This is a genomic window from Neorhizobium sp. NCHU2750, from assembly GCF_003597675.1.
Classification (GTDB): Bacteria; Pseudomonadota; Alphaproteobacteria; order Rhizobiales; family Rhizobiaceae; genus Neorhizobium.
This window is the reverse complement of sequence record NZ_CP030832.1, coordinates 15,727-38,294: the sequence shown is the minus strand read 5'-3', so window position 1 is coordinate 38,294 and position 22,568 is coordinate 15,727. Positions and strand designations below refer to the sequence as shown.

General features: G+C 57.6%; 25 protein-coding genes. 10 read left to right on the top strand and 15 right to left on the bottom strand.

All coding sequences use genetic code 11. The features are described from left to right. Nucleotides 1–126 precede the first annotated feature (126 nt). Nucleotides 127–1,872: a sensor histidine kinase gene (locus NCHU2750_RS31240; RefSeq protein WP_349509047.1), complete on the bottom strand. Its 1,746-nt coding sequence runs from the start codon at nt 1,870–1,872 to the stop codon at nt 127–129. Nucleotides 1,873–2,348: 476 nt separating this feature from the next. Here NCHU2750_RS31240 and NCHU2750_RS29305 point away from each other — a divergent pair, with 476 nt between their 5' ends. The 3 genes from NCHU2750_RS29305 (at nt 2,349) to NCHU2750_RS29295 (ending at nt 3,496) form a co-directional block, all read left to right on the top strand. Further along, nucleotides 2,349–2,603 carry a hypothetical protein gene (locus NCHU2750_RS29305; protein ID WP_119945143.1) on the top strand — a complete coding sequence of 85 codons (255 nt, stop codon included), beginning with the start codon at nt 2,349–2,351 and terminating at the stop codon, nt 2,601–2,603. Between the two features lie 231 nt (nt 2,604–2,834). Beyond that, a complete protein-coding gene (locus tag NCHU2750_RS29300; protein ID WP_119945142.1) occupies nt 2,835–3,053 on the top strand; it encodes a hypothetical protein in 219 nt (72 codons plus the stop codon). A 128-nt stretch (nt 3,054–3,181) separates the two neighbouring features. Further along, nucleotides 3,182–3,496 carry an ArsR/SmtB family transcription factor gene (locus NCHU2750_RS29295; RefSeq protein WP_119945141.1) on the top strand — a complete coding sequence of 105 codons (315 nt, stop codon included), beginning with the start codon at nt 3,182–3,184 and terminating at the stop codon, nt 3,494–3,496. A 102-nt stretch (nt 3,497–3,598) separates the two neighbouring features. On the opposite strand, the gene NCHU2750_RS29290 is transcribed toward NCHU2750_RS29295, so the two are convergent. From NCHU2750_RS29290 to NCHU2750_RS29270, 5 genes are all read right to left on the bottom strand, one after another. Further along, nucleotides 3,599–3,895: a DUF982 domain-containing protein gene (locus tag NCHU2750_RS29290; RefSeq protein ID WP_119945140.1), complete on the bottom strand. Its 297-nt coding sequence runs from the start codon at nt 3,893–3,895 to the stop codon at nt 3,599–3,601. Between the two features lie 98 nt (nt 3,896–3,993). Further along, nucleotides 3,994–4,464 (bottom strand): Hsp20 family protein, encoded by a 471-nt coding sequence (locus NCHU2750_RS29285; protein ID WP_119945139.1) that lies wholly within the window; start codon nt 4,462–4,464, stop codon nt 3,994–3,996. Nucleotides 4,465–4,809: 345 nt separating this feature from the next. Beyond that, nucleotides 4,810–5,139 carry a BA14K family protein gene (locus tag NCHU2750_RS31350; protein WP_502703890.1) on the bottom strand — a complete coding sequence of 110 codons (330 nt, stop codon included), beginning with the start codon at nt 5,137–5,139 and terminating at the stop codon, nt 4,810–4,812. Nucleotides 5,140–5,951: 812 nt separating this feature from the next. After that, entirely contained in the window at nt 5,952–6,347 is a 396-nt protein-coding gene (locus tag NCHU2750_RS29275; protein ID WP_119945137.1) for a DUF1236 domain-containing protein, read from the bottom strand. A 699-nt stretch (nt 6,348–7,046) separates the two neighbouring features. Further along, nucleotides 7,047–7,277 (bottom strand): CrpP-related protein, encoded by a 231-nt coding sequence (locus NCHU2750_RS29270; RefSeq protein ID WP_119945136.1) that lies wholly within the window; start codon nt 7,275–7,277, stop codon nt 7,047–7,049. 236 nt (nt 7,278–7,513) lie between these two features. Between NCHU2750_RS29270 and NCHU2750_RS29265 the strand changes: the two genes are divergently transcribed. After that, nucleotides 7,514–9,706, top strand: a complete 2,193-nt coding sequence (locus tag NCHU2750_RS29265) for a putative bifunctional diguanylate cyclase/phosphodiesterase (RefSeq protein WP_119945135.1) — start codon at nt 7,514–7,516, stop codon at nt 9,704–9,706. Between the two features lie 141 nt (nt 9,707–9,847). Here the strand turns inward: NCHU2750_RS29265 and arsH are convergent, their stop codons facing one another. Genes arsH through NCHU2750_RS29235 form a run of 6 tightly spaced genes read right to left on the bottom strand, consistent with a single transcriptional unit; the run spans nt 9,848 to nt 13,366 of the window. Then, nucleotides 9,848–10,576 (bottom strand): arsenical resistance protein ArsH, encoded by a 729-nt coding sequence (gene arsH, locus NCHU2750_RS29260; protein WP_162939873.1) that lies wholly within the window; start codon nt 10,574–10,576, stop codon nt 9,848–9,850. Then, nucleotides 10,551–10,976 carry an arsenate reductase (glutaredoxin) gene (gene arsC / locus NCHU2750_RS29255; protein ID WP_119945134.1) on the bottom strand — a complete coding sequence of 142 codons (426 nt, stop codon included), beginning with the start codon at nt 10,974–10,976 and terminating at the stop codon, nt 10,551–10,553. The genes arsH and arsC overlap by 26 nt, the downstream gene beginning before the upstream one ends. A 2-nt stretch (nt 10,977–10,978) precedes the next feature. Next, nucleotides 10,979–12,037 carry an ACR3 family arsenite efflux transporter gene (gene arsB / locus NCHU2750_RS29250; protein WP_119945133.1) on the bottom strand — a complete coding sequence of 353 codons (1,059 nt, stop codon included), beginning with the start codon at nt 12,035–12,037 and terminating at the stop codon, nt 10,979–10,981. Beyond that, a complete protein-coding gene (locus NCHU2750_RS29245) occupies nt 12,037–12,564 on the bottom strand; it encodes an arsenate reductase ArsC (RefSeq protein ID WP_119945132.1) in 528 nt (175 codons plus the stop codon). The genes arsB and NCHU2750_RS29245 overlap by 1 nt, the downstream gene beginning before the upstream one ends. A 14-nt stretch (nt 12,565–12,578) precedes the next feature. Beyond that, the gene (gene arsN2 / locus NCHU2750_RS29240; RefSeq protein WP_119945290.1) at nt 12,579–13,019 is read right to left on the bottom strand and encodes an arsenic resistance N-acetyltransferase ArsN2; all 441 of its coding nucleotides are present in this window, start codon (nt 13,017–13,019) and stop codon (nt 12,579–12,581) included. After that, on the bottom strand, nt 13,013–13,366 hold the full coding sequence (locus NCHU2750_RS29235; RefSeq protein ID WP_119945131.1) for an ArsR/SmtB family transcription factor: 354 nt from the start codon (nt 13,364–13,366) through the stop codon (nt 13,013–13,015). Before NCHU2750_RS29235 ends, arsN2 begins: the two co-directional genes overlap by 7 nt. A gap of 148 nt (nt 13,367–13,514) precedes the next feature. Here NCHU2750_RS29235 and NCHU2750_RS29230 point away from each other — a divergent pair, with 148 nt between their 5' ends. The 3 genes from NCHU2750_RS29230 (at nt 13,515) to NCHU2750_RS29220 (ending at nt 16,348) form a co-directional block, all read left to right on the top strand. Beyond that, complete coding sequence (locus NCHU2750_RS29230) at nt 13,515–14,300, top strand: hypothetical protein (RefSeq protein WP_119945130.1); 786 nt, start codon at nt 13,515–13,517, stop codon at nt 14,298–14,300. 88 nt (nt 14,301–14,388) lie between these two features. Then, nucleotides 14,389–15,411 (top strand): thymidylate synthase, encoded by a 1,023-nt coding sequence (locus NCHU2750_RS29225; protein ID WP_119945129.1) that lies wholly within the window; start codon nt 14,389–14,391, stop codon nt 15,409–15,411. Nucleotide 15,412: 1 nt separating this feature from the next. Further along, nucleotides 15,413–16,348 (top strand): alpha-glutamyl/putrescinyl thymine pyrophosphorylase clade 3 protein, encoded by a 936-nt coding sequence (locus tag NCHU2750_RS29220; RefSeq protein ID WP_119945128.1) that lies wholly within the window; start codon nt 15,413–15,415, stop codon nt 16,346–16,348. Here NCHU2750_RS29220 and NCHU2750_RS29215 read toward each other — a convergent pair. The 3 genes from NCHU2750_RS29215 to NCHU2750_RS29210 are packed head-to-tail and all read right to left on the bottom strand — an operon-like array spanning nt 16,338 to nt 19,098. Continuing rightward, nucleotides 16,338–17,444 (bottom strand): ImmA/IrrE family metallo-endopeptidase, encoded by a 1,107-nt coding sequence (locus tag NCHU2750_RS29215; protein ID WP_162939851.1) that lies wholly within the window; start codon nt 17,442–17,444, stop codon nt 16,338–16,340. The genes NCHU2750_RS29220 and NCHU2750_RS29215 overlap by 11 nt on opposite strands. Further along, nucleotides 17,441–17,914: a hypothetical protein gene (locus NCHU2750_RS30760; RefSeq protein ID WP_162939850.1), complete on the bottom strand. Its 474-nt coding sequence runs from the start codon at nt 17,912–17,914 to the stop codon at nt 17,441–17,443. Before NCHU2750_RS30760 ends, NCHU2750_RS29215 begins: the two co-directional genes overlap by 4 nt. Before the next feature lie 38 nt (nt 17,915–17,952). Then, on the bottom strand, nt 17,953–19,098 hold the full coding sequence (locus NCHU2750_RS29210; RefSeq protein ID WP_119945126.1) for an RHE_PE00001 family protein: 1,146 nt from the start codon (nt 19,096–19,098) through the stop codon (nt 17,953–17,955). A 14-nt stretch (nt 19,099–19,112) separates the two neighbouring features. Here NCHU2750_RS29210 and NCHU2750_RS29205 point away from each other — a divergent pair, with 14 nt between their 5' ends. From NCHU2750_RS29205 to NCHU2750_RS29195, 3 genes are all read left to right on the top strand, one after another. Continuing rightward, entirely contained in the window at nt 19,113–20,786 is a 1,674-nt protein-coding gene (locus NCHU2750_RS29205) for an IS66 family transposase (RefSeq protein WP_119945125.1), read from the top strand. Between the two features lie 277 nt (nt 20,787–21,063). Next, nucleotides 21,064–21,351, top strand: coding sequence for a DUF7673 family protein (locus tag NCHU2750_RS29200; RefSeq protein ID WP_119945124.1), 288 nt, complete (start codon nt 21,064–21,066; stop codon nt 21,349–21,351). Further along, complete coding sequence (locus tag NCHU2750_RS29195) at nt 21,351–22,514, top strand: site-specific integrase (protein WP_119945123.1); 1,164 nt, start codon at nt 21,351–21,353, stop codon at nt 22,512–22,514. Before NCHU2750_RS29200 ends, NCHU2750_RS29195 begins: the two co-directional genes overlap by 1 nt. The last annotated feature ends 54 nt before the right edge of the window (nt 22,515–22,568 follow it).

Here is a 22,568-nt window from a genome sequence, read left to right as displayed (position 1 = left end):
GAATTTGTTCAGCGTTCATCAACAATACCGATGAAATCTTCTCCGAGACCAATGTGTTCGCAAGAAGTCAGCCGATAAAGCCCCTGAATTCACCTGACGCGAACCGTACCGCAGTCATCTACAGCCTCAACCGACCAGAGTCATGCGGAAGGTGAAGCGTGTCTCGATCTCATCCGAGTTCACCTCGATCGTTCCGCCATGAGCCGCAGCGATCTCCGAGGCGATAAACAGACCTAGACCGAGCCCTTGCATGCTCGGCCTCAGATCGCCGCGCCGAAACGGCTGGAATAGCTTGGCAACCGTTTCTTCCGAAATCGGCTGCCCGCCGTTGGCAACCGACACTTCCAACATCCCGCCATTCACGCCAGCAACAATCCTGACGGGCTCGGTCTCAACACCATGGGTGATGGCATTCGACACCAGATTGGAAAACAGCTGGGCAAGCCGCAGCCGGTCGATGGCAAGTGCCGCCGGGAGATCGAGCGAAACGTCGATCTCTCGATCCGGATGAGACAGCTGCAGCTCTTCGACGACATGCCGTAGGGTGAGGCCAAGATCGTCCTCTGCCAGGTCGAGGGTAATGCCCCCTCCCATCCGGGCTCTTGCCAGATCCATGACATTGTCGACAAGCCCGATCATCCGCGAAATGCTGGCCTTCATCAATTTCAGGACGAGAGGGCTGCGAGCCGTCCAACCCTCCTTCAAGAGGCGTGAGGTGCCGGCATCGATCGCTGCGATCGGATTGCGCATATCATGCCCGAGAACGGCGATGAACTGCTCGCGCAGCTCCGACAGGCCCTTCTCGCGTTCGAGCATATCTTCCGTCGCCTTGAGGCGCTCATCTGAATAGAGGTGATGGCCGATCAGTTCGGCAAACAGCTTGAAGGTGCCGATGACCTGCGGGTTGTTGACCTTTGCCGGGCTGGGATCGATGGCGCAGAGCGTGCCAAAAAACTGGCCATTGGCCAGAATGATCGGCACAGAGATGTAGCTGCGAAGGCCATAGATCCGTGGCGTATGGTGGTCGCGATAGAGCGGCTCTTCGGCAGCATCATCGAAAACGATCGGCTGGCGATGCCCGCGGATTTCATCGCAGAGCGTGCTTTGGACCGGCAGCTCATCGCCGGGCTTCAAGCCAAAGCCGACATGGTCAAGCGACTGGCAGGTGATCCAACGATCGTCGGTGACGCGGGCGACGGCAGCAAAGCCCATTCCCGTCATGCGAAGAACGACATCGAGAATCGTCGGGACCGCGGCGATACCAGCGACGCGTGCTATATCGTTGGAAAAGTCTTCCGTGCTTTCCGCACCATCCACGACAGACGGCTTGCTGGAGCTGGCGACGGTCTGGACTGCCTGTGTCTTTTCGATTGCGATGGCAGCCGCGCCCGCAAGCGTCTCCAGCACATCGACTTCCCAGTCGGCCGGGGAATACGGCCTTGACCAATAGGCCCCAATAGCGCCGATCGGATTTTCGACACGCACTGGCGCCATCGCGACGGACTTGACGAAGGTGCCGGCATAGAGCTCGTAGGGAATTCGATCGTCCTTTGTCACGTCAGGAACGACGACCGTTTGCCGATGGATCATCGCCCAGCCGCTGATGCAGGCAGAAGCGGAAAACTTATAGCCCTTCCACAGCGGCCCAGTCGCATCTTCTTCGATGTAATGGCAGACATCGCCGTCGCGGCGGACGATGGCAATGCCGTCGCACCCGATCAGCGATCGCGCGGTCGCGCGCAGCGTTTCCACCACATCTTCGAAGCTCTCGGCACGTCCCATAGCCGCAATCGCCTTGTTCAGCGTCGATAGCGGTGTCGCGATTTTCAAAGTTTCGATTTCGACAGGAGTGATTTCAATGGAAATAGACACGGATTCGCTCCTGCTTAGGGCAAGAGCGGAACATCTCCCAGCCGTCCGCGCCCTATCAGTCTGCGAACGATAGAATGACTCTAAAGCGCCAGAGGCCAAATGTCCATCTTCGCATATGCCCGACCTTACTACCGCGATCTGCCAGCTTCAGCTTGAATCACCTTGCAACCGAAAAAGGCAGGGATATCATTGCCTACGGACAAACATTCTCAGTGATACAATGAACCCGCATCAGCAGCTATCCGAACGCTCCGAACTCTCTGGCCGGTACACCGACAATGGGATCACGGTCTTTGTGGAAATCTTCCGCCCTTCAGGCGGAGATGATTGGCGGATGGAAGTGACAAGCCTAGAAGACCAGCTCACCGACTGGAATGAACCCTTTGCACGAGGCATGGGAGGAGTTCATCTATGTCGTCAATACGGAGGGTATCGCAGTTTTCCTTTAGCGCCCCCGACTTATCGAGGAACTTGGATTGGCGATCGACAGCGACAGACGGCGAGTGATTTTTGATCAGGTTCGCAGCAAGGCGATGTCGCGGGGCACGCCTATCGACGATGACGCAGAGTTCCTGGCTTGGGTCGAGCTGTGGATCAGCGGCGAGTATGAGATGTCCGACCTCAGGTCTCGATACAATGATCTCGTGGCCCGTCGAACCCCGCGATCAAAATCTGCCGCTGGTGCTTTGGGTTCCGCCTCCTCCGAAGCCACTACGCGGGATGCCGACTGACCTGACCGCATCCATTCCGGCAGTTTTCACTTGGTGATGTGGCCCCTCCAGATCTTGAGGACCCCCACGTGCACATATGCGATGACGGCTAGCATTCGCGCCGAATGGCATGCCGCTATTGCGCAGGCTCCTTGATCTCAGGCGCTGTCGAAATTATCTCGGGCCTCATCGGAATAATCGAAGGCGCTGATATGGGCGACCTCCGGGACCGGTAATATCAGGGAGGAAAACATGAACAGAGGAAGCCGTGGTCTATCCACGAGCGACATGCGCATACTGAGAACGTTGCTGGGCCGCTACGCGGCGCGCTACCATCTCGCAGGGCCGGAGAGAGACGACTTGATCGAGCAAACGTTTCAGGCGTTGACAAGCAACTCGGACATTTTTTTCGAGATCCCGGTCGAAAAAGCAGCCGCAGAGACGATGCACCGGATCTATTGCAGCCGTTAGATCGACGGTCATTCACCATGTCTGACACATTATCATTTACATAATGTAGCAGCTGGTCATATGTATAGCCGCGGAAAAGAGGCCGAGCCCATTCGCCAGCTTGCCAAGGTCCGTCAGGAGCAGCAATCATGAGCGGCGATCACTCGTTCGATGTCGAACGTGCATCTGAACTTCTGTCCGTTCTTTCAAATCCCAAGCGCCTCGAGATCTTCGAGCTCACCGGCCAGCGAGAGTGGGACGTGAATTCCCTTGCCCGGAAGCTCAACATGAGCCAGTCGTCACTGTCTCAGCATCTAAAAAAGATGCGAGATCTGAAGGTTGTCAGTGCCCGCCGGGAGGCCCAGACCGTTTACTATTCATCGCAGAACGAGAGCGTGGCGACGATCCTGGCCTCACTTACACAGATCTTCGCGTCCCGCAAAACGGTCGGACCCGCGACCTGAGCGACGGATGGGTGCCGCGGGCTGGGATCTGGGTGAGACTTCGCCTGCCCCGGAAGCCGCGCTTCAAGAGGTCATAATTGCCAGATCGGACAGGTCTCCACCTCACATTCCACCGATTTTCGCGTCCGTGTTACGCCGAAGGTGAGGAGGGACATCTTCAAGCTCTGCGAGCTTGCCGTTCTGCTTCAGAAACACTCGAAAGTTCTCGCGGGCCGCTTCGATCGGCCAATGCCCGTTCGCCGCTTCACGACAGTATCGAACAAGGGTCTCGTAAGCGAGATTACGCCTCTCCTTAGGCCACTCGTCAAGAAAATCGAATACGTCATCCAGTCCGGTGATCTCCTGCACGAAATACCGGCGCTGTGCGTAGACGGGCTTGTCAAATTGAGCGAGCAACATGGCAAACTCCTTCGTTTGCTCGACACTGGTTGATCACTGAAGCCGGCCCTGGATCGGGCCGACTGATAGCAATCCAGAATTCTTCCTGGGTGTTCGGGTCAGGCAACCTTGCGTTCGGCTTCGAGCCGGAGCGGCTCGCTAGTGGCCGGAGCGACGCCGATCTCGATCTTGCGGGGCTTCATGGCTTCCGGCACCTCGCGCTGTAGAGCAATTGTCAGCAGGCCATTTTTCAGATCGGCCCCTTCGACCCTCACATGATCCGCAAGCTCAAACTTACGCTCGAAGGAGCGACCGGCGATGCCGCGGTGGAGATATTCGCCCTGCAGCTCTTCAGCCTTCCCGCCTTTGATCGCTAGGACATTGCGCTCCTGAGTGATATCGAGATCGCCTTCGCCAAAGCCTGCCACCGCCATCGTGATACGATAGTCGTCTTCACCAGTCTTGACGATGTCATAGGCCGGCCAGGTCTCGATTGCGTTGAGACGCTGTGTATTGCTTAGCAGATTGAACACGCGGTCAAAGCCGATGCTCGAACGATAGAGCGGCGCAAAATCAAGTTCAGTTCTCATAACCATATCCTCCGTAAAGCAACATGGAAGGAAACGGGGAATCCGCATCCTCGGTCAGCCGACCCCCTCATTGGGCCGTCGGCGTTGACCGATTTGGTTTGGGAGATTTTGTCGTTCAAGACCCCGCTCGAAAATTTTTCCAGCTCTCTGAAATCAACTTGTTCGCTGAAAATCCGATCCTATTTCGAGTCGCGATCTTCGCTTTGGGTGCATCGGGATGGATGTCCTACGGCTCGCCTGAAAGCGTGTGGCTGGATGAGTGTTGCTGGCTTGGGTCAGGAACAGGACTCGTCAGCCTTTTCACGATCAAACTGTGCCGTATTCGAGGTACGGCCTTGACGGTGCTCAGAACTGGGCGATTGCAGAATTTCGGACTGAGTTGCTGGCCGACTGCGATCCTGGCCCGGGACACTGCTTCCGACCTCCCGTGAATGGCTGGTAGGTGTTGTCCTCTACGCGATACGAGCTGTATTTCTCCATGCACCACCGTGCATTTGCATCCGGCCCGTTGGTACCACCACTGTCTGCTACCTCCTGTACGGGAACTGCCGGTACGGCGATCGGAGCCACACAGGTTTGGCGAGGGCCCCCGCCATAAGGCTGATATGTGTTGCTGACCGGATCGAACGAGCGGTAGCGCGCGCTACACCAAGTTTGCGCCTTCGCTGCTTGCATTTCGGCAAGGTCGACGTTTGGCGACCGATACCGCTCTTCGGACGCACTGGCAGGCTTCGATGAACCAAGCGTGACATCGTCGCGCCCCACCGGTTTGACCTCAGCCACCATAGTGTTCGCCGACAAGGCGGCTGGAAGGCGCTGATATGCCTGCCTGTTCGGATCCACCCGTTTCACCTCCGATGTCCAGAGCGGCTCGTCATGCAAACCGGCGAAGGCATGAGGCGCGGACGACTGCGCGATTTCAGATGATAGCTTCATACCGCCAGCCGCTACCGGTAGCAGGCAGGAAGCGAGGAGGAGGCCCGTGAAAAGTTCGCGCATCGTATACAACCCAATGATTTCGCTTTCAAAAAATGCAGGCGCGACAGAATGGTTCCTCGGTAATTTGTCCAATCACAAGCAGGCAATCTGCGGTAGCCGATCTGCCCCCTGGCGGTTTCAGATCGCCACCTCTGGCGCCACAGGGTCAGCTGCGACCGCGCTTTTGTCAAAACTATAGGAAGGCCTTCGTGATAAGACGTTAGACGGGATGCGGTTGGGGATCGAACGCCTGACGAAGCTCTCTGAAAAAGAGCGATAATGCCAATGACCGCAGAGAGCGCCGTTCGAAGAAGGGTTGGTACGACAAATCGGGGTTTGACACCTACCGGCGAGCTAAAGTTGGGTTCAGCTAAAGACACCTCAATCCCGTGGATTTTGCCGTCGTGCTCGGGGATGGCGGACACCGCCATAACTCTGATCACAGAGGATCAACCATATTCTCAGCGGAATCAGGAAATGGCCGGACTACTAAGTCCGGCCACCAAAAATCAGTCGATGACCTGAACAACTCGACGCGATGAAGGCTCGACGATCACGCGCTGCTGATTGACAACAGCATAGGCGTAGTTCGGATTTTCGGGGATCTGCTGAATGACGACCGCCTGTGGGAGAGGTTCACCGACAACAACACGTTCCTGGACGACGACGCGCTCGGTTGGAACCGGGGCTTGGCGCACATATGTGACGACCCTTTCTGGCGGCGGATCGATCGCGGTTCCAGCGATAGCGCCCACCACACCGCCGACAGCTGCGCCGACCGGGCCACCTACGACAGCGCCCGTCACGGCACCACCTGCGGCGCCAGTCACCGTGGAGTTTTGAGCAAACGCAGATCCTGCGATGAGCATGGCAGCGCCTGCGATAATAAGACGATTTACAAGCATGAATTCCTCCCGTGGCTCTTGAAGTGCTGCCAATAACGCCACGGTCTCCCTTTGGTTCCCGCCTCGCAAGGCACTCTAGTCAGACCGCCAGAATTATAGGTTCACTGTGATGGGTAGCCTGGCAAAAGTTGCTGGACGTCAATTCATTCGGGCCGGATCGGCACTCGGCAGGAGACTTACAAAGTCGCACCCATCTCTGCCTCAAGAACTGGTCCACGCGTCAAGGTCATGATCGACGACCTGGAAATTCTGCCGGCTTTGCGGGGCCGACTATAATTACATGGAGATCGCCCTCCTCAACCGGAGCGTCAACGCCCGAGATGCAATGGCCATCACCGGCGCATTGCGCAGCACACCAGTGCGAGGTCCCGCGAGCTCGTCGCTGAGCAACGCGATCTGTAGCCCGGTCGCGGTGTGACGATCTCGATCACCGACACCCGCCGGGACATGTGCAAAGCGACCATGGAACAGGCAGGCTTAGGCCCAGGGACCGAACTCGGCCTTTCGATGGTAAATTGCTTGCACAGCAACTTGGCAGCCGCATCCAATCCCTCAGCCGGCTAGGGATAGCCACGAACGTTGAGCGCTGCTTGCCGGAGGCTAACACTGCCCCTGTTCATCTTCCCAAAGGTGTAATCGGAAAAGCGGGGGTCGATCAGCCGGCGCGAAATGTACTGCGTGTTGAAGACGATGACGCCATCAGGCTTTGGGGGACAAGGCTTTATTTTCTGGAAAAGCACGCGCCGCATTCTCGATATGCCAGCCGAACACCCACGCCTCTGCTTTCTGCAGCCAGCCATCCCTCTCTTGAGGACACTCTGATCTTTCAAGATATGGCATCAATAGATTTTTGCTTGCAGCTAGGCCAAGAACCCGGGCGTTTATTCCCCGTTGCTGCCAGTCAAGGATAATTTCAACGTCGAAAGTCATTGGATCCTCATGATCGCTGGGAGCTTTCGCAGGCTTTAGAGCTGTCGCGGCCTTTTGCGAATCAAGGCTTGCTCGAAACTTACCTCAGCCCATAGAGGGTTCCGAGTTCAAGCGGCCGATCGTACTGGTACGTTACCGTACACAGAGCCTTTAACCAGCTTCTAACCAACTTGTTTGGCGTCGTTTTAACAGCCGCTATTTTACCGTCTCGTCAAATACAGGATGACGGCCCGCGAATGACAATTCAGCTCCAATCACAATGGTTTCTACGATGGGTTTTGCCGCTTTGTGCCTCCTTGGCGCTTTGTGGTTTGCTTGTCACTAGTTTGACTTGGGCGGGAGCAAGAACCGATGAAGTCGCCGCGCTTCGGCAGCGTGATCTCGTCACTCTCACGGTCGCGAAGCTGAAAGTCGGCGTTGCGCATGATCAGGAGAGTGCAACGGTCTGGGACGACGCTGTTAGAAATGCAACCAGCGCGAACCTCGAATGGATCGAGGCGAACCTTGGCTCCTGGATGCACAGCTATTTCGGCCACGACGCCGCGATAATATTGAGGCCGGACCTTTCGACCTTATACCAGTTCTCAGCAGATCCAGACCATGCTCCAACACCCGGCGATTTTCAGAACGCCTACCTGCCGCTTGCCAAGACGCTCCAGGGGCGGCTGTCTGCCAGTGACACCGAAGGCACCAATGACAGGATCCTATCAATAGGAGAAGCGGATCTCGCTTATGTCGGCTTTCGACCCGCAATCGTTAGTGTGAAGCCGATCGTGTCGGACACAGGTAATATCGAGCAGGCTCCTGGCGAAGAGATGCTACACGTCGCAGTCCGCTATCTTGACGGCGATCTGCCCGCGGTGATCGGCCGGGAATACGAGTTTTCTGAGCTACAATTCGCAGCAACGCAGCCGACAGGACGCAACATCGCCAGCGTACCGCTGATTGCCGATGACGGCCGGGTGTTTGGCTATTTCCGTTGGAAACCATTTCGGCCTGGGCAACATGTAATTGAGGCTACGAGCCCTGCCCTGCTGCTTGCATTCATCGCACTGTTTGCGGGGGCCAGTTTGGCCGGTGGCGCAATTTGGCGTCGCTCAGAGCGCCTGGCTGCGAGTCGCGCCGAGCTAAGTCATCAAGCCTCACACGATGCACTGACAGGTCTTGCAAATCGCGGCCACTTTGGCGAGCAGCTCGACCGAAGGCTCCCGAGCGCACAGGCCGACGAGCTGCACTGCGTGTTGTTTGTCGATCTCGATCGCTTCAAGGCAGTCAACGACACGTTCGGCCACCCGGTCGGCGATAAGCTTATCAGTTCAGCCGCCGCCCGTATGCGAACCCTTCTCCCTGGCGCTCTCATTGCTCGCATCGGCGGCGATGAGTTTACGATCCTGCTACAGGGCGACGACGTGCGGAACGCCGAGGATTTTGCGAACAAGCTCGTTCAATGTCTAAAGGCTCCTTTCGAAATCGGGACGGCGCATATCGTTGTCGGAGCGAGCATAGGCGCCGCTTTTGCAGCTGGCTCTTGTGATCCTGTCGAACTGACCCGGCAGGCGGATATAGCGCTCTATCATGCCAAGGCCGCCGGGAGGAATACTTACGCCCTTTTCGGGGACCACATGGATGAGCTGGTGCGCAAGCGTAGAACTTTGGAAAAAGATCTAGCATGGGCGGTCGAGACCAAAACCCAGTTGGAGACCTTTTACCAACCGGTATTTGCTGCAAATGGCGGCGCGCTTTGTTCGCTGGAGGCCCTTGCCCGCTGGAACCATCCGACACTTGGCTACATCAGTCCCGACCAGTTCATTCCTCTGGCAGAGGAGATGGGTCTTATAAGCGATATCGGTACTTTCGTTTTGGATGATGCATGCAGGACGCTGGCTGAGCTTCCTGACATCTCGGTGGCAGTCAATGCCTCTACGATTGAACTTGCATCGCCCGGCTACGCGCTGCGCGTTTTGACAGCTCTGGACAAGTGGCAGGTAAGCCCGGCCAGGCTGGAAATCGAGATGACTGAAACGGCGACCGCAGACAACGGGGGCGAACTCAAACGGACAATCTCGATGCTGCGAACAGCAGGCGTTCGCTTCGCCATTGATGACTTCGGGACCGGATATTCCTCGTTTTCACGCGTGCAGAAGATCGAGGTCGACCGGATTAAAATCGACAAGTCCTTTGTTGACGAAATGCATCGTAGCGATAGCAGAGCGTTGGTTGTAGCGATGATCGACATGGCACGAGCGAAGGGCCTCAAGATCACCGCAGAAGGTGTAGAGACCGTTGAACAACGGGCGGCTCTTGAAAGTCTCGGCTGCGACGATCTCCAGGGTTTTCTTTTATCCCGGCCTTTGCCTCGTCAGGCTGTCATCGCGTTCGTGACCGGGGCTAAACAAACTCTGAACACGGCAAGCTCCGGTACCGCCTAAGCGGGGATCTGGCTGCATGGGCGTCGGGAGTCACTGCAAGCACATCGACCCCTAATGTCTGTCGAAACCGTCTTGCCGATCGCATTCATGTGGGTTCCCCCTTATCCTGCCGGCAGCCTGCCACCACAACGGCCTGATCCGTCAGATCGACTTGAGCGAAACCCGCTTCTCCAGCTCGGCCGCCTCTTCCTTACGCTCGCTATAGCGGTCGGTGAGATAGGACGAGGCATCGCGCGTGAGAATGGTGAACTTCACCAGCTCCTCACAGACGTCGACGACGCGGTCGTAATAGGATGAGGGCTTCATTCGGCCGTCGGCGTCGAATTCCTGAAACGCCTTAGCCACGCTGCTCTGGTTTGGGATGGTGATCATCCGCATCCAGCGGCCAAGGACACGCATCTGGTTCACGGCATTGAAGGACTGGCTGCCGCCGGAAACCTCCATCACCGCCAGTGTCTTGCCCTGGGTGGGGCGCACAGAACCGAGAGACAGCGGGATCCAATCGATCTGCGACTTCATGATTCCGGTCATCGCGCCGTGGCGCTCCGGGCTGATCCAGACATGGCCCTCCGACCATTGGGAGAGGTCGCGGAGTTCTTGCACCTTGAGGTGACTGGCCGGAGCCTCGTCCGGTAGGGGCATCCCGGCCGGATCGAAGATCCGCACCTCGCATCCGAGGCGTTCGAGCAGCCGACGGACTTCGAAGGCAAGCAGACGGCTGTAAGACACTTCACGGAGCGATCCATACAGGATCAGGATTTTGGGCTTGTGCGTCGAGAACGCCGGCCGCAGCGATTCTGGCGAAATAGGCTGAAGATGTTCGTCGTGCAGAGCGGGAAATGTCTCAGACAATGCGCTTTCCTTCCTGATCGAGGACCTGTTCGCCGTCTTCCTTCGTGAACGGTCCTTTGAATGCGTCTGCTGGCAGGATGTCGAGCACGACCTCCGAAGGGCGGGCGAGCCTGGTGCCCAGCGGCGTAACGACGAGTGGCCGGTTGATCAGGATCGGGGTGGCGATCATCGCGTCCACCAACTGGTCATCGGTCAGCTCTGGACTGCTGAGCCCGAGTTCCGCATAGGGCGTTCCCTTCTCACGGATCGCTTCGCGGACCGTCAGGCCGGCATCTGCGATCATCTTCGAGAGCTGATCGCGCGACGGCGGGTTCTGCAGGTATTCGATGACGGTGGGTTCGATCCCGGCGGCGCGGATCAGCGCCAGCGTATTGCGAGACGTGCCGCAGGCCGGATTGTGATAGATGGTGGCGTCCATGGTCAGGGCCTTTCGACGATAGTGTTGCGGGAAACGGCGGGCGATGCCTCGTACCAACCCTTCGAGCGGTTCACGATCCAGACGACGGACAACATGACCGGCACCTCGATCAGGACACCGACGACGGTTGCGAGTGCCGCGCCCGACTGAAACCCGAAAAGGCTGATGGCGGCGGCAACCGCGAGTTCGAAGAAATTGCTGGCACCTATAAGGGCGGATGGCCCGGCGACGCAGTGGCGCTCGCCTGCGAAGCGGTTCAGGAGATAGGCAAGCCCCGAGTTCAGGTAGACCTGGATCAGGATCGGCACAGCCAGCAGCGCGATGATGGCCGGCTGGGCAATGATCTGCTCGCCCTGGAAGGCGAAGAGAAGCACGAGCGTGGCGAGCAACGCGATGAGCGATACCGGCTGCAGCTTCGCGAGCAGGCCGTTGAGCGCTTGTGTCGTGCCGTCGGCCGTCAACCGGCTTCGCAGCACGTGGGCGATGATGACAGGCACGACGATATAGAGTGCGACCGACAGGGCAAGCGTCGCCCACGGCACGGTAATGGCCGAAAGGCCGAGCAGCAGGCCGACGATCGGCGCAAAGGCGACCACCATGATCGCATCGTTCAAAGCCACCTGCGAGAGGGTGAACAGCGGCTCGCCTCGGGTCAGGTTCGACCAGACGAAGACCATGGCCGTGCAGGGTGCCGCGGCCAAGATAATGAGGCCCGCGATATAGGAGTCGATCTGGTCCGCCGGCAGATAAGGCCGAAACAGCCAGCCGACGAACAGCCAGCCCAGCAACGCCATCGAGAACGGTTTGATCGCCCAGTTGATGATCAACGTGACGCCGATCCCGCGCCAGTAGGAGCCGACCTGCGCCAGCGATCGGAAATCGATCTTCAGCAGCATCGGGATGATCATCAGCCAGATCAGGATCGCAACCGGGATGTTGACCTTGGCGATCTCGGCGTCACCGATGACCTGGAAGACGCCGGGCATCAGGTGGCCAAGTGCGACACCGACGGTGATGCAGAGGAAGACCCAGATGGTCAGGTATCGTTCGAAGGTGGACATCAGGCGGACTTTCCCTGCGGCAAGGTGGACCCTTCCATCCCGCCGATCTGGCGGAGTTTGGTCTCCAGCGCCAGCCGATCGATGGACGCCAGCGGCAAGTTGACGAAAGCGAGTATCCGGTTTTTGAGAAAGCGTGCCGCCTGAGCGAAGGCGCGCTGCTTGTCGATATCGAGGCCGGAGACCGCAGCCGGATCCTCGACGCCCCAGTGGGCTGTCATAGGATGGCCGATCCACACGGGGCAGGCCTCGCCGGCGGCGCTGTCGCATACCGTGAAGATGAAATCCATCTCCGGCGCGCCAGATGCGGCGAACACGTCCCAGCTTTTCGAGGAGAAACCGGTCGATTGATAGCCGATCGTTGCTAATTCCTTCAGGGCATAAGGATTGACCTCGCCCTTCGGCTGGCTACCGGCAGAGTATGCCCTGAACAGGCCGCCGCCCTCCTTGTTGAGGATGGACTCGGCGAGAATAGAACGAGCGGAATTGCCCGTGCAGAGGAACAGCAGGTTATAGGTCTTGTCAGTCATGGTCGCGGTCCGTGTTAGGTCGGAGGCCTGTTGAGCTTCATGATGGTCGCCGACGATGGGCAGATTGAGGAGAGCTGACGGGTCGCAAGCACGGCCACCGGCACTTCGGCCCGCGGCAGCTCTGAAAACCCGATGGTCGAATAGAACAGTGCGGCGCTTGTCGTCGCTAGAAAGACGTCGCCGCCGTCGACATTCTGCAGGGTCGCCTCGACGATAGCGCGCCCCAGGCCATGACCTCGATGCGCCGGAAGCACGACAACGGAACGCAGCAGGTAATCGCCGGCGCAGCGTTCAAGGCCGGCATATCCGATCGTTTGGCCGTCGCCTGAGACTGCTTCGAAGAAGGCGCGTCCATCGTCTTCAATATCATCGGTCGGGAGATCCGCGGCACGGAGCGCTTCGCGAAGACGAGCGTCTCTACCGGCCACTTCATGCAATGCGATCGCGCTTAACATGGCTTCGCCCCCGGCGCGCAGCATGGCGTCAGTTCTGCGATCAAGGGAGCGCAAAGCTCTGTCGATCCGCCGCAGCAGTCCTTCAGCAGGAATAGTGTAAGGTCGCGCAGGCCATCGAGGTCGGCCCGATAGATGATCGATCGGCTCTGGCGCTCGCTCTTGACCAACCCGGCACGGGACAGCGTCGCAAGATGCGCCGACATCGTGTTTTGAGGGACATCGAGCAGCCGGGCGAGCTCGCCAGCCGGAATGCCATCCGGCTCGTGCCGGACGAGCAACCGAAATGTCTCGAGGCGGGTGTTCTGGGCCAAGGCCGCGAGGGCCGCTATCGCGCCGTTATTTTCCATATATCCAGATTAATGGATATATTGGAGTTGTCAACCCGGCAACTGCAGGCCTCATTAGGTTTCGAACGGAGTCGCACTATTGACCGGCGCCTTTGGATCGCCAAGGTTCTGTCTCGAAATATTAGAGATTGTATATAGGAGATTCGCGATGCTGGAAGGAGGCCAGGGGCCTGCGACGATTGAGACCTTGACGCTCGCGATGGAGCGGCTTTCCGGGATAAAAGCGGAACTTAATAGCTGGGCGACAACCGAGATCTCTTTCGAGTTCAACCCTAAGGGAACCCATCTTTTCTCAATTTTGGAGCTCGCATATGGCTATGCCAAGCGGTGCGATGACTTTACGCGGTCGATCGAGTCATTGATCGCGTCTGGCCACATCGTTCCAGCAACGATCGTTGGAAGGGCTTTAATCGAGACCATTGCCATGGGAAGCTTCTTCATATCCGAAATGGATCGGCTAACAGCACACGGTAAATTGGAGAACTTGGAAAAGCGCTTCACCTCCTTCTGGGGAGGTTCCAAGCAAGCAGCTATTAAGCCAGTTCACGTCAACGATGCCCTGCGTCATTTCGAAGAGGTTGATGCAAAGTATGTGCGTTATCTTGATGAAAAGTACGGCGTCTTCACCGTGTTGTTCAAAGCCCTAAGGAAACCGGGAGCTGAGCCTGAGCTGCCTGAACAGACATTATCCGCGATGAAGAACTATGATTTCCTCTCGGAAATCTCCCATCCGAATGGCCTCGGCGTGCAGTTCATCTATCCATATGTCGACGGCATGGATGGGAAGATTAAAGCGACTGCAAATGCACTGCTGGACCGCTATCGATTCCAAGCTCTGATGGCGATCTTTCAATGCCATCATCTGAATTCTGCTCTCGAAACCACGACGACCCTGCCAGGACGCTATCGCGAGGCGTTCATGAAGGACAGGTGAAACTGCGTCTAGAAATTTTCTAACCTAGCGTTGTATCGAAACATGCCATTAACTATCTTTCTAGAGGGGAATCGGGTGGGAAATAGCGTTGTTCTACGCATCGGAAAATCATATCGATAAATTACTGAGGCTGACCTACGCCCGGCTGCTGTCGGAAAATCAGCAGAACAATCGCGTATCTTCAAAAAAAGGTACCAGCACCGAAGTTTTCGGAGCGCTGCTCCAGCTGACGGATCCGCGGGCTCGCCTGAGCCGCGCGATGGGGCGCTCAATTCTGTTCAGTGCCGTTGGCGAGTTGGCCTGGTATCTCGCGGGCGACAACACGATTGAGTTCATATCGCATTACCTCGGTAAGAAATACGCTCAGTTTTCCGATGATGGAGGCCTGACCGCCAATGGCGCATATGGGAAGCGCATTTTTCTTCCCCGAGGGGCGAGCCAATGGAGCCGGATCATAAGTCTGTTGCGCGCACGTCCGGGATCTCGCAATGCCGTCATTCAGATCTTTTCAAACGATGACGCAGCGCGCCAGAGCAATGACATCCCATGTACCTGTACCCTTCACTTCGTGGTTCGTAACAATGCGCTGCACCTACATACCCACATGCGTTCAAATGACGCGTGGATAGGCCTGCCACACGACATCTTTTCTTTCACAATGTTTCAAGAAATGGCTGCTGCGGAGCTTGGGTATGGACTGGGGACGTACCAGCATTCGGTGGCAAGCTTGCATCTCTACGACGATAACGAGTTCGGCCCGTCACGGACCTTGGCGAATGAATACGTTGAGGAAGGTAGCTTCGAGGAAATTGCAATGCCCGCCTTACCAAGTGGAGACCCTTGGACATCTGCCAAGGAATTCCTAAGTGCCGAGAGGGAATATCGAAATGGAAACTTTTCTTTCGAAGCGGCATCTAGTTTACCAAATTACTGGATCGACCTCGTGACGGTTTCAAAGCTTCACTCCATGATCAAGGCGAAGGTGAGAAGCGATCAATATGAAGAGATGATTTCGCAACTTCATCCTTGCTATCGAGTGCTGGTTTTAGATCGAATTGACCGATGGGCCGGTTCCGAAGATACGGCGTTTGGTATTTTGAGGGATTTCTGAAATGTCGCTGCGTCATCACGCTGATCGTGCCACCGATATCAAAGCAGCGCTCGCCGCTTATGAAAGCGATCACGGGCCTCTTCCTGGGCTGACAACGGCTTCGAGGAGGGAGACTTGGGTGGCGCAGATGATTTCGAGTTTGCGTCGAATTGAATTCATTCGACTTCTCAATAATCAGAAGATTGATCCAACCCGCCTCGATCCTCATCACTCGCTATTTGATCCACTAAAGGGCGCGGCCCTCCTCGGCCGCAAGGGGCAGATTGATGAGGCCGTATGGCTAACTTTCATAGCGACGCATTTCGGCAAGCATGTTACCGATGGCTGGTTGCTCGCTTCAAACGTAATGGGCTCGTTCGGTCAAGGCCCTGTCTGGACACTCCCAACCTACGTGGCCCAGCCTGCGCAGTTTGACGCGATGCTTGTAAACAACAGCCCAGCTCTGAAGGACATGGCTAAATCCGGTCGGTTTTCCAATCACCGCCAGTACCAAAGCAAAAATCCTGAGATCATCAGCAAGGTCTTTAGCTCATTTCACGCTTGGCAGTTCGATCACGGTGGTTTCTCGGCTAAGGTTCAAGCCATCCACAAAACTCACGGACAAAATCCAACAGATGTTTTCGATCAGTTGTATCGATCTTTGAAGCCCGTATTCGGGTTCGGTAGATTAGGAAACTTCGACTTTCTAACGATGCTAGCTAAACTGAACCTCGCACCTATCGACGCAGGCAGCACCTATCTCGTCGGCGCGACCGGCCCCCTTGCAGGTGCTAAACTGCTCTTTCACAATAATACAGCACATCCTGTGTCCGCCGCCACCCTGGGCGGCCGGGTTGATCAGATGGACGACTATTTGGGAGTCGGGAAGCAGGTACTGGAGGACAGCCTGTGCAATTGGCAGAAAAGTCCGGACCAGTACAAATATTTCAAGGGCTAGCAAGTTCCGGCATATAGGGATTGTCATCCCAGCGGTACCGATGCTTCATTTTACTCAGCCGGCCTGGCGGCAGAGCTTTGGCCCTCTCAAGCTGACCAACGATGATTCCAGGCGATACACCTACCAACTTAGCAGCCCTAAGAATGGCTTGAGGATGCGGGCGATCCATCAGTGCCTTTCGAACCTCGCGCGGGAGAAGATAGTCCTGTGCGAATAAGTTCGCCTCGTTCTCTTCCTTCGACGAGCCAAGGAATGAAGCGTCGCCGCCTTCGACGTCGAGGTGGGAGTCTCCATGCATGACGACGTGGCCAGCTTCGTGGAAAAAGGTGAACCAGAAGTGATCCTCCGCACGATGGCGGAAGCTCAGATGAATGATCGGATTTCCGCTCGCAAGTTTCCAGGTGGCACCGCTGGCCCTGCAGCCATCGGGTGCTCGAGCAGTAGTGACCGCTACACCTACCGTACGGCAGGCCTCGACTAAGCGCGGGAGGAAAATCGATGGCTTCTTGAAAGCTGAAAGCTTTCTTAGCCGCGGCAACAGATCAATAAACCCTTTCGGATCAAACTTCGGAAGATCAAGCTCGATCCCCTGCCGCTCGCCAGCTCTCAGCCAGACGAGCGTTGCCATTTCGTCAACGTCAAAGGCGAACGAACGACGAAAAGCAACAGCACCTATCCCGCCGGAGTAGCGTGAGTTCCAGTCAGGAAGACTTGCGCAGTTGAAAAATGACAGCAGCTCGTCTTTTAGCGCGCCTTTCTTGACGCTCCGGTCAATCCAACCAAATCTCCTCATTGAAGCCACCGGCATTGCCTTGGCCCAATTGGCATCAGTATCTGCAGCAGCAGACAAACGCGCGAGGTCTGACAGATAGGTCTTATCGCGAGCGAGCCAAAACCTAGGCGTTGAACCAAGGTGATCAGCCAGAGCTGACGCAAGCGTTGGCGTGATACGCGCGTTCCCGCTCAGCAGTAGCGAAAAATCGGGCCGCTCCAAACCGAGCCCGTCGGCAAGTTCCTCGGCGTCGATTTCCCGCGTAGCCATCAATCGCTCGATTGTGGCTCCCGGCGGTGATGCCCAGTTTGGCTCGAAACTCATATCAAAACCTTCCCGGCCGAAGTTATGTTTCGCAACCGAACTCGAAAAGCTTTCTGCCATTCACTCTGACGAACGATTGACTTGCCGATCGGTTCAACTTCCAGAAACGTGTCGCCTTCAATGCGATACGACAAACGTAAATTTCCATGCTGGTGCGAGACTATCGGACTATCCGGAAGCTCCCCCAAAAAGAGTGCATCCCTGAAGTCTGCAACTAGTGCGTTATAGCTCGCAGTCAAGCCGGGTCCCAATAAGCCGCTAGCCACGTCTTTGTCCAGCGTCACGTCGCTCATGGCAGGGGATAAGAATTGCAGTTCCAAGTGATCAAAGCCTGCCATAAGCGATCGAATTTCAGAAGGCTGGCCAGCGATACATCCACCGACAACAGCTTTGACTGATTCAGTTGTATAAAATCTTAATCTACTCGGTGGGATCGTATCATCAACAGAACATTTGGCAGCATCGCTCATCCAACAGAACTATTTTACCCCCAACAATATTTGGATCATTAAATCAGCCCCCACGCTCGAAACCTCCCCCTCCCCGTCATCTCTCTGAGGCCGAGCTCCAAAACGATCCGCCGGGCCGCCTGCGGCGTCACCTCCAGCGTTTTCGCCACCATCCCGGCCGAAACGAGCGGACGCGCCATCACCAGCTCAACCAGCTCCGGCAGTTTTGAAGACGTCCGCCGTCCTTCGAGGTTTCTGTCCATCATGGTTTTCGCCAGCGCCAACCGATCATGCTCCTTCATGCCAATCTCGGCGGCAGCCAGAAAACCGCGGGCAATGGCGAGAAGCCGCGTCTCGTGGTCCCGATGCCGGCGCTGATCGACAGGTATGGCTTTCAGGCCAAGGTTGATGGCGGCGAGATGGGCGCCGGTGGTGATACCGGCGTGCCGCAGGATGGAAGCGCAAAGCAGGCGGCCGAGCCAGGGCGCGTGCTGCAGGACGGACAGTTCGTTCCAGGCATCGAGGGCGACAATCGCCTGCAGTACCGCCGGCAAGTCTTGCGCCTGGCGCAGGACGCCGCGCCACTCGTCGAGCCGGGCATTCTCGTCCCAGTCCAGATCGTAGATCATCGGATCTTTGTCTTGAACGCTGCCACGGCCGGGAAGTTTGGCGCTCTCGATCGCGGCCTCAGATCGGGCGAGTAGCGCATCGATGGCAGCGTAATCGACACCGGCGAGATTTTCGAGATCGTCACCATCGTCCCCCTCCCCTTCCGTATCGAAGGCGGCCGCGGGCCGAATGACACCGGCCGTCTCCACCTCGCCCGCGCCGAGCAACGTGATGTCCGATGTTTGTCGCAAGATTCGGATACCGTCGACGGAAAGCGCCCAGTTCGGCAACTGGCCGACAATGCGCCGACGGGTGCGGAGAACGTCGCGGGCGATGGTGAGTTCGTGGGTAGGTGTGCGGGTATCGCGAAAGGCATCATGGAGGACGAGGTCTTCGAGATGGACGAGTTCGCCATCGATCCATAGCGAGGCGCATGCATCTGCGAAATTTTGGCGCTCCAGGAAACCGGCGTCGACCGGCGAGCGCGCAATTCGCTCGTCGAGACGGGCCAGTGCGATGGCGGCGTCGAAAGCCGGCCGCATCAGTAACTGGAGCAAATCCGTTGGCAGGAGGGATTCCTGTTTCGTGGAAATCATGATTCACTCCATTTATGACGAAGCGCCGCCTGCCCATGGCCGAGCATGCCGATACGCTGTCGCTGAAGGCGCTGCGAGAGCTTGTGACGGGTCTGGTGGCGCGGGCGGACCGGGCAGACATCCGGATCGAGAAACTCGAGGCCGAGAACCAAAGACTGCGCGACGAGAATGATCAGCTCAGGATCGAGAACACCCGACTGAAAGTCGACAACCAGCTCTTGCGCGATGAGATCGCGCGGCTGAAGAACCTGCCGCCACGTCCCCCGTTCAGACCATCGGGAATGGAACAGGCAACCAGCGACAGGACGGTTGGTAACAAGGGGAAGCCTAAGCGGCGCCGCGGCCCTAAATGCGACACAGATAGCGTCACGCGTGAAGAGGTTCTGCCGGTCGCGGCTCCGCCCGGATCGCGCTTTAAGGGCTACAAGGATTGCCTGGTTCGGGATCTGGTCCTGCGAGCTGACGTGATCCGCTATCGTCGCGAATGCTGGCTGACGCCGGACGGGCGCACGATCACCGCATCGCTGCCTGCAGGCGTCCAGGGTGGCTTTGGTCCCAATCTGCGGCGCTTCTGCCTGATGCTTCACAGCCATGGACAGGTGACGACGCAGCGACTGACGACCTTGCTCAACGATGTCGGTGTCGAGATTTCCAAACGACAGGTCATCCGGTTTCTGACGCAACGGATGGAAGGCTTTCATGCCGAGGATGCCGCCGTGCTGCATGCCGGCCTGGTGTCGGCGCCCTATGTGACGGTCGACGACACCGGCGCGCGCCATGCCAACCGCAATTTTCATACGACGCATATCGGAGGCGAGCATTTTAGCGCCTTTCGCACCGCGCCATCGAAGTCGCGGCTGAACTTCCTGGCCTTGCTGCGTGGCAACTATCAGGACTATGTGCTCAACGATGCCGCCTTCGCCCTTCTGGAAGACCGACAGGTGGACCCCGCCCTTTTGGCTCATTTGAGCAATCGCGAGCCGCGCCGGTTTGCCAACCAGGTTCCCTTCCTCGCCTATTTGGCTGAAATGGGTATCGACATCTTTGACAGGGACATGATCCGCCCGTTTGCCGAGGCCGGCATCTGGGGCTCCATCCGCCATCATGGCCTGGTCGGCAATGCGGTGATCGTCTCTGACGATGCCGGGCAGTTTCGGGTCGGTACCCATGCGCTCTGCTGGGTCCACGCAGAACGGCTGCTGCATAAGCTGATGCCGGCGACGCCGCGCCAGGTAAAACATGTCGAGACCCTGCGCGAGCTGATCTGGCTCTTCTACAAGCAGCTGAAAAACTACCAGCGAAGTCCAGGCCGGCGTGCAGCCCGCGGTCTTCAGGTCCGGTTCGATCGAATATTCTCCATCCGCACCGGATATCGCGACCTCGATCAACTGCTGATGCGGCTGAAGCGCCGCAAGGCCGAGCTGTTGCGGGTTTTGGAGCGGCCCGAGACGCCGCTGAATACGAACGCCTCGGAACGGGATCTGCGCGGGTTTGTCATCAAGCGAAAGATCTCGGGCGGCACGGTCAGTCGCAATGGTCGACAAGCGCGCGACAGCATGCTCGGGCTGATGAAGACCTGCCAAAAGCTTGGGCTGTCGTTCTGGCACTATCTTGGCGATCGGCTGAGCATGGGTGATGACGACCATCCTGTTCCACCCCTCCCTTCCATGGTTGCGGCACGCGCCTGACGCCTCATCCTTGCCCATCGGGCTGGCACTGCCACCAGATTAGCCCCGCTTACCCCCATCAAGTTTGAAATGGGCAATTTCGCGGGATCGTAAGCCATTGATATTATGGTAAACGATCTTTTAAAGGAGCTCTATATGAATATTAAGGTTCCCCACATAGTATGCTCGCCGGTTGATCTTCTAACCCTCGATAAGTCTTCATTATCGATGGTAGATCGACACGAGCCGCAAATCTGCATAATATTGGGCAAATCACGCTCACCAAAGGCTCCCGAACATGGAAGATCGCGTTCGTTTCGCCCTCGAAAAGTTGCTCAACATCGCCCACCAGGATACCGGCCAAGGCCGGCGCGTCGCAAACTTTCTGCTCGCATGGTGGAACGCCGACGTCCATGGCGGTTTTGATCTCACGGATCTCGCCAATGTCGATCGCGAGGTCGCCGAGGATATGGCGACAGTCTTCACCTGGCTGGCGCGCGAAGAGGATCTTCACTATCCCCACGACTATCGCAGCGAGATCGAACAGATTATCGCGCGCTGGTGGCCGCAAGCCGAGACCGCCTGATGGTTTCCGCCAGAAAAGCCGCCAGTCTGACCGGTGTCGAGCGCCGCGCCGTCGAGCTCGACACGATCGCGTCCGTGCTGCCGATCGACCGGCGCGATGAACTCGCCGAGCTGCTGACCGACAGCGATATCGAAACGCTGCGCCATCTCGTCAACGAAGGCATGGGCGCCAACACGCTACGGGCCCTCACCTCCGATCTTGCCTATATCGAAGCCTGGGCCCTGGCGACGACAAGAAGATCACTGCCCTGGCCGGCGCCCGAGGCGCTCCTGCTGAAGTTTGTGGCACAGCATCTGTGGAATCCCGAAAAGCGCGCCGCCGATCCCGATCATGGTATGCCGGCCGATGTCGCCGAAAACCTGCGTCGCCAAAAATTTCTGAAATCGTCAGGCCCGCATGCGCCGGCGACCGTGCGCCGCCGCCTGGCCAACTGGTCGACGCTGACCAAATGGCGCGGCCTCGATGGCGCCTTCACCTCCCCTGCCCTCAAATCCGCCATTCGTCTCGCCGTGCGCGCGGTCCCGCGGACCCGGAAGCGGAAGAGCGCCAAGGCCGTGACTGGCGATATTTTGGCAAAGCTGCTGGCAACCTGCTCGACCGACAGTCTCCGCGATCTGCGGGATCGGGCGATCCTGATGGTGGCCTTTGCCTCCGGCGGCCGCCGACGCAGCGAGATCGCCGGGCTGCGCGTCGAGCAGCTGGCGGAAGAGCCACCGATCGCGGTGGCGGGCGGCTCTCCCCTCCCCTCTCTCGCCATCCATCTCGGCCGCACCAAGACGACCAACGGTGAACAGGATGATGTGGTCTATCTGACCGGGCGGCCGGTCGATGCGCTGAATGCGTGGATCGCGGCGGCCAAGATTGATGGCGGCAGTGTGTTTCGGGGGATCGGGCGCTGGGGTACGGTTTCGAAGCGGGCGCTTGATCCGCAGTCGGTGAATGCGATCCTGAAACAGCGGGCGGAGATGGCTGGGTTGGAGGCTGGGGAGTTTTCCGCGCACGGGCTCCGATCGGGTTATCTGACGGAAGCCGCCAATCGCGGGATCCCACTCCCCGAGGCCATGGAGCAGTCACGCCATCGTTCGATCCAACAAGCGTCAAGCTATTACAACAGCGCAACGAGACGTAGCGGCCGAGCAGCAAGGCTGCTGCAGTATGACTAAATGCCTGATAATCTTGCATTATCGGACGTTGTTGTCATTATAAGGGAATGGCCA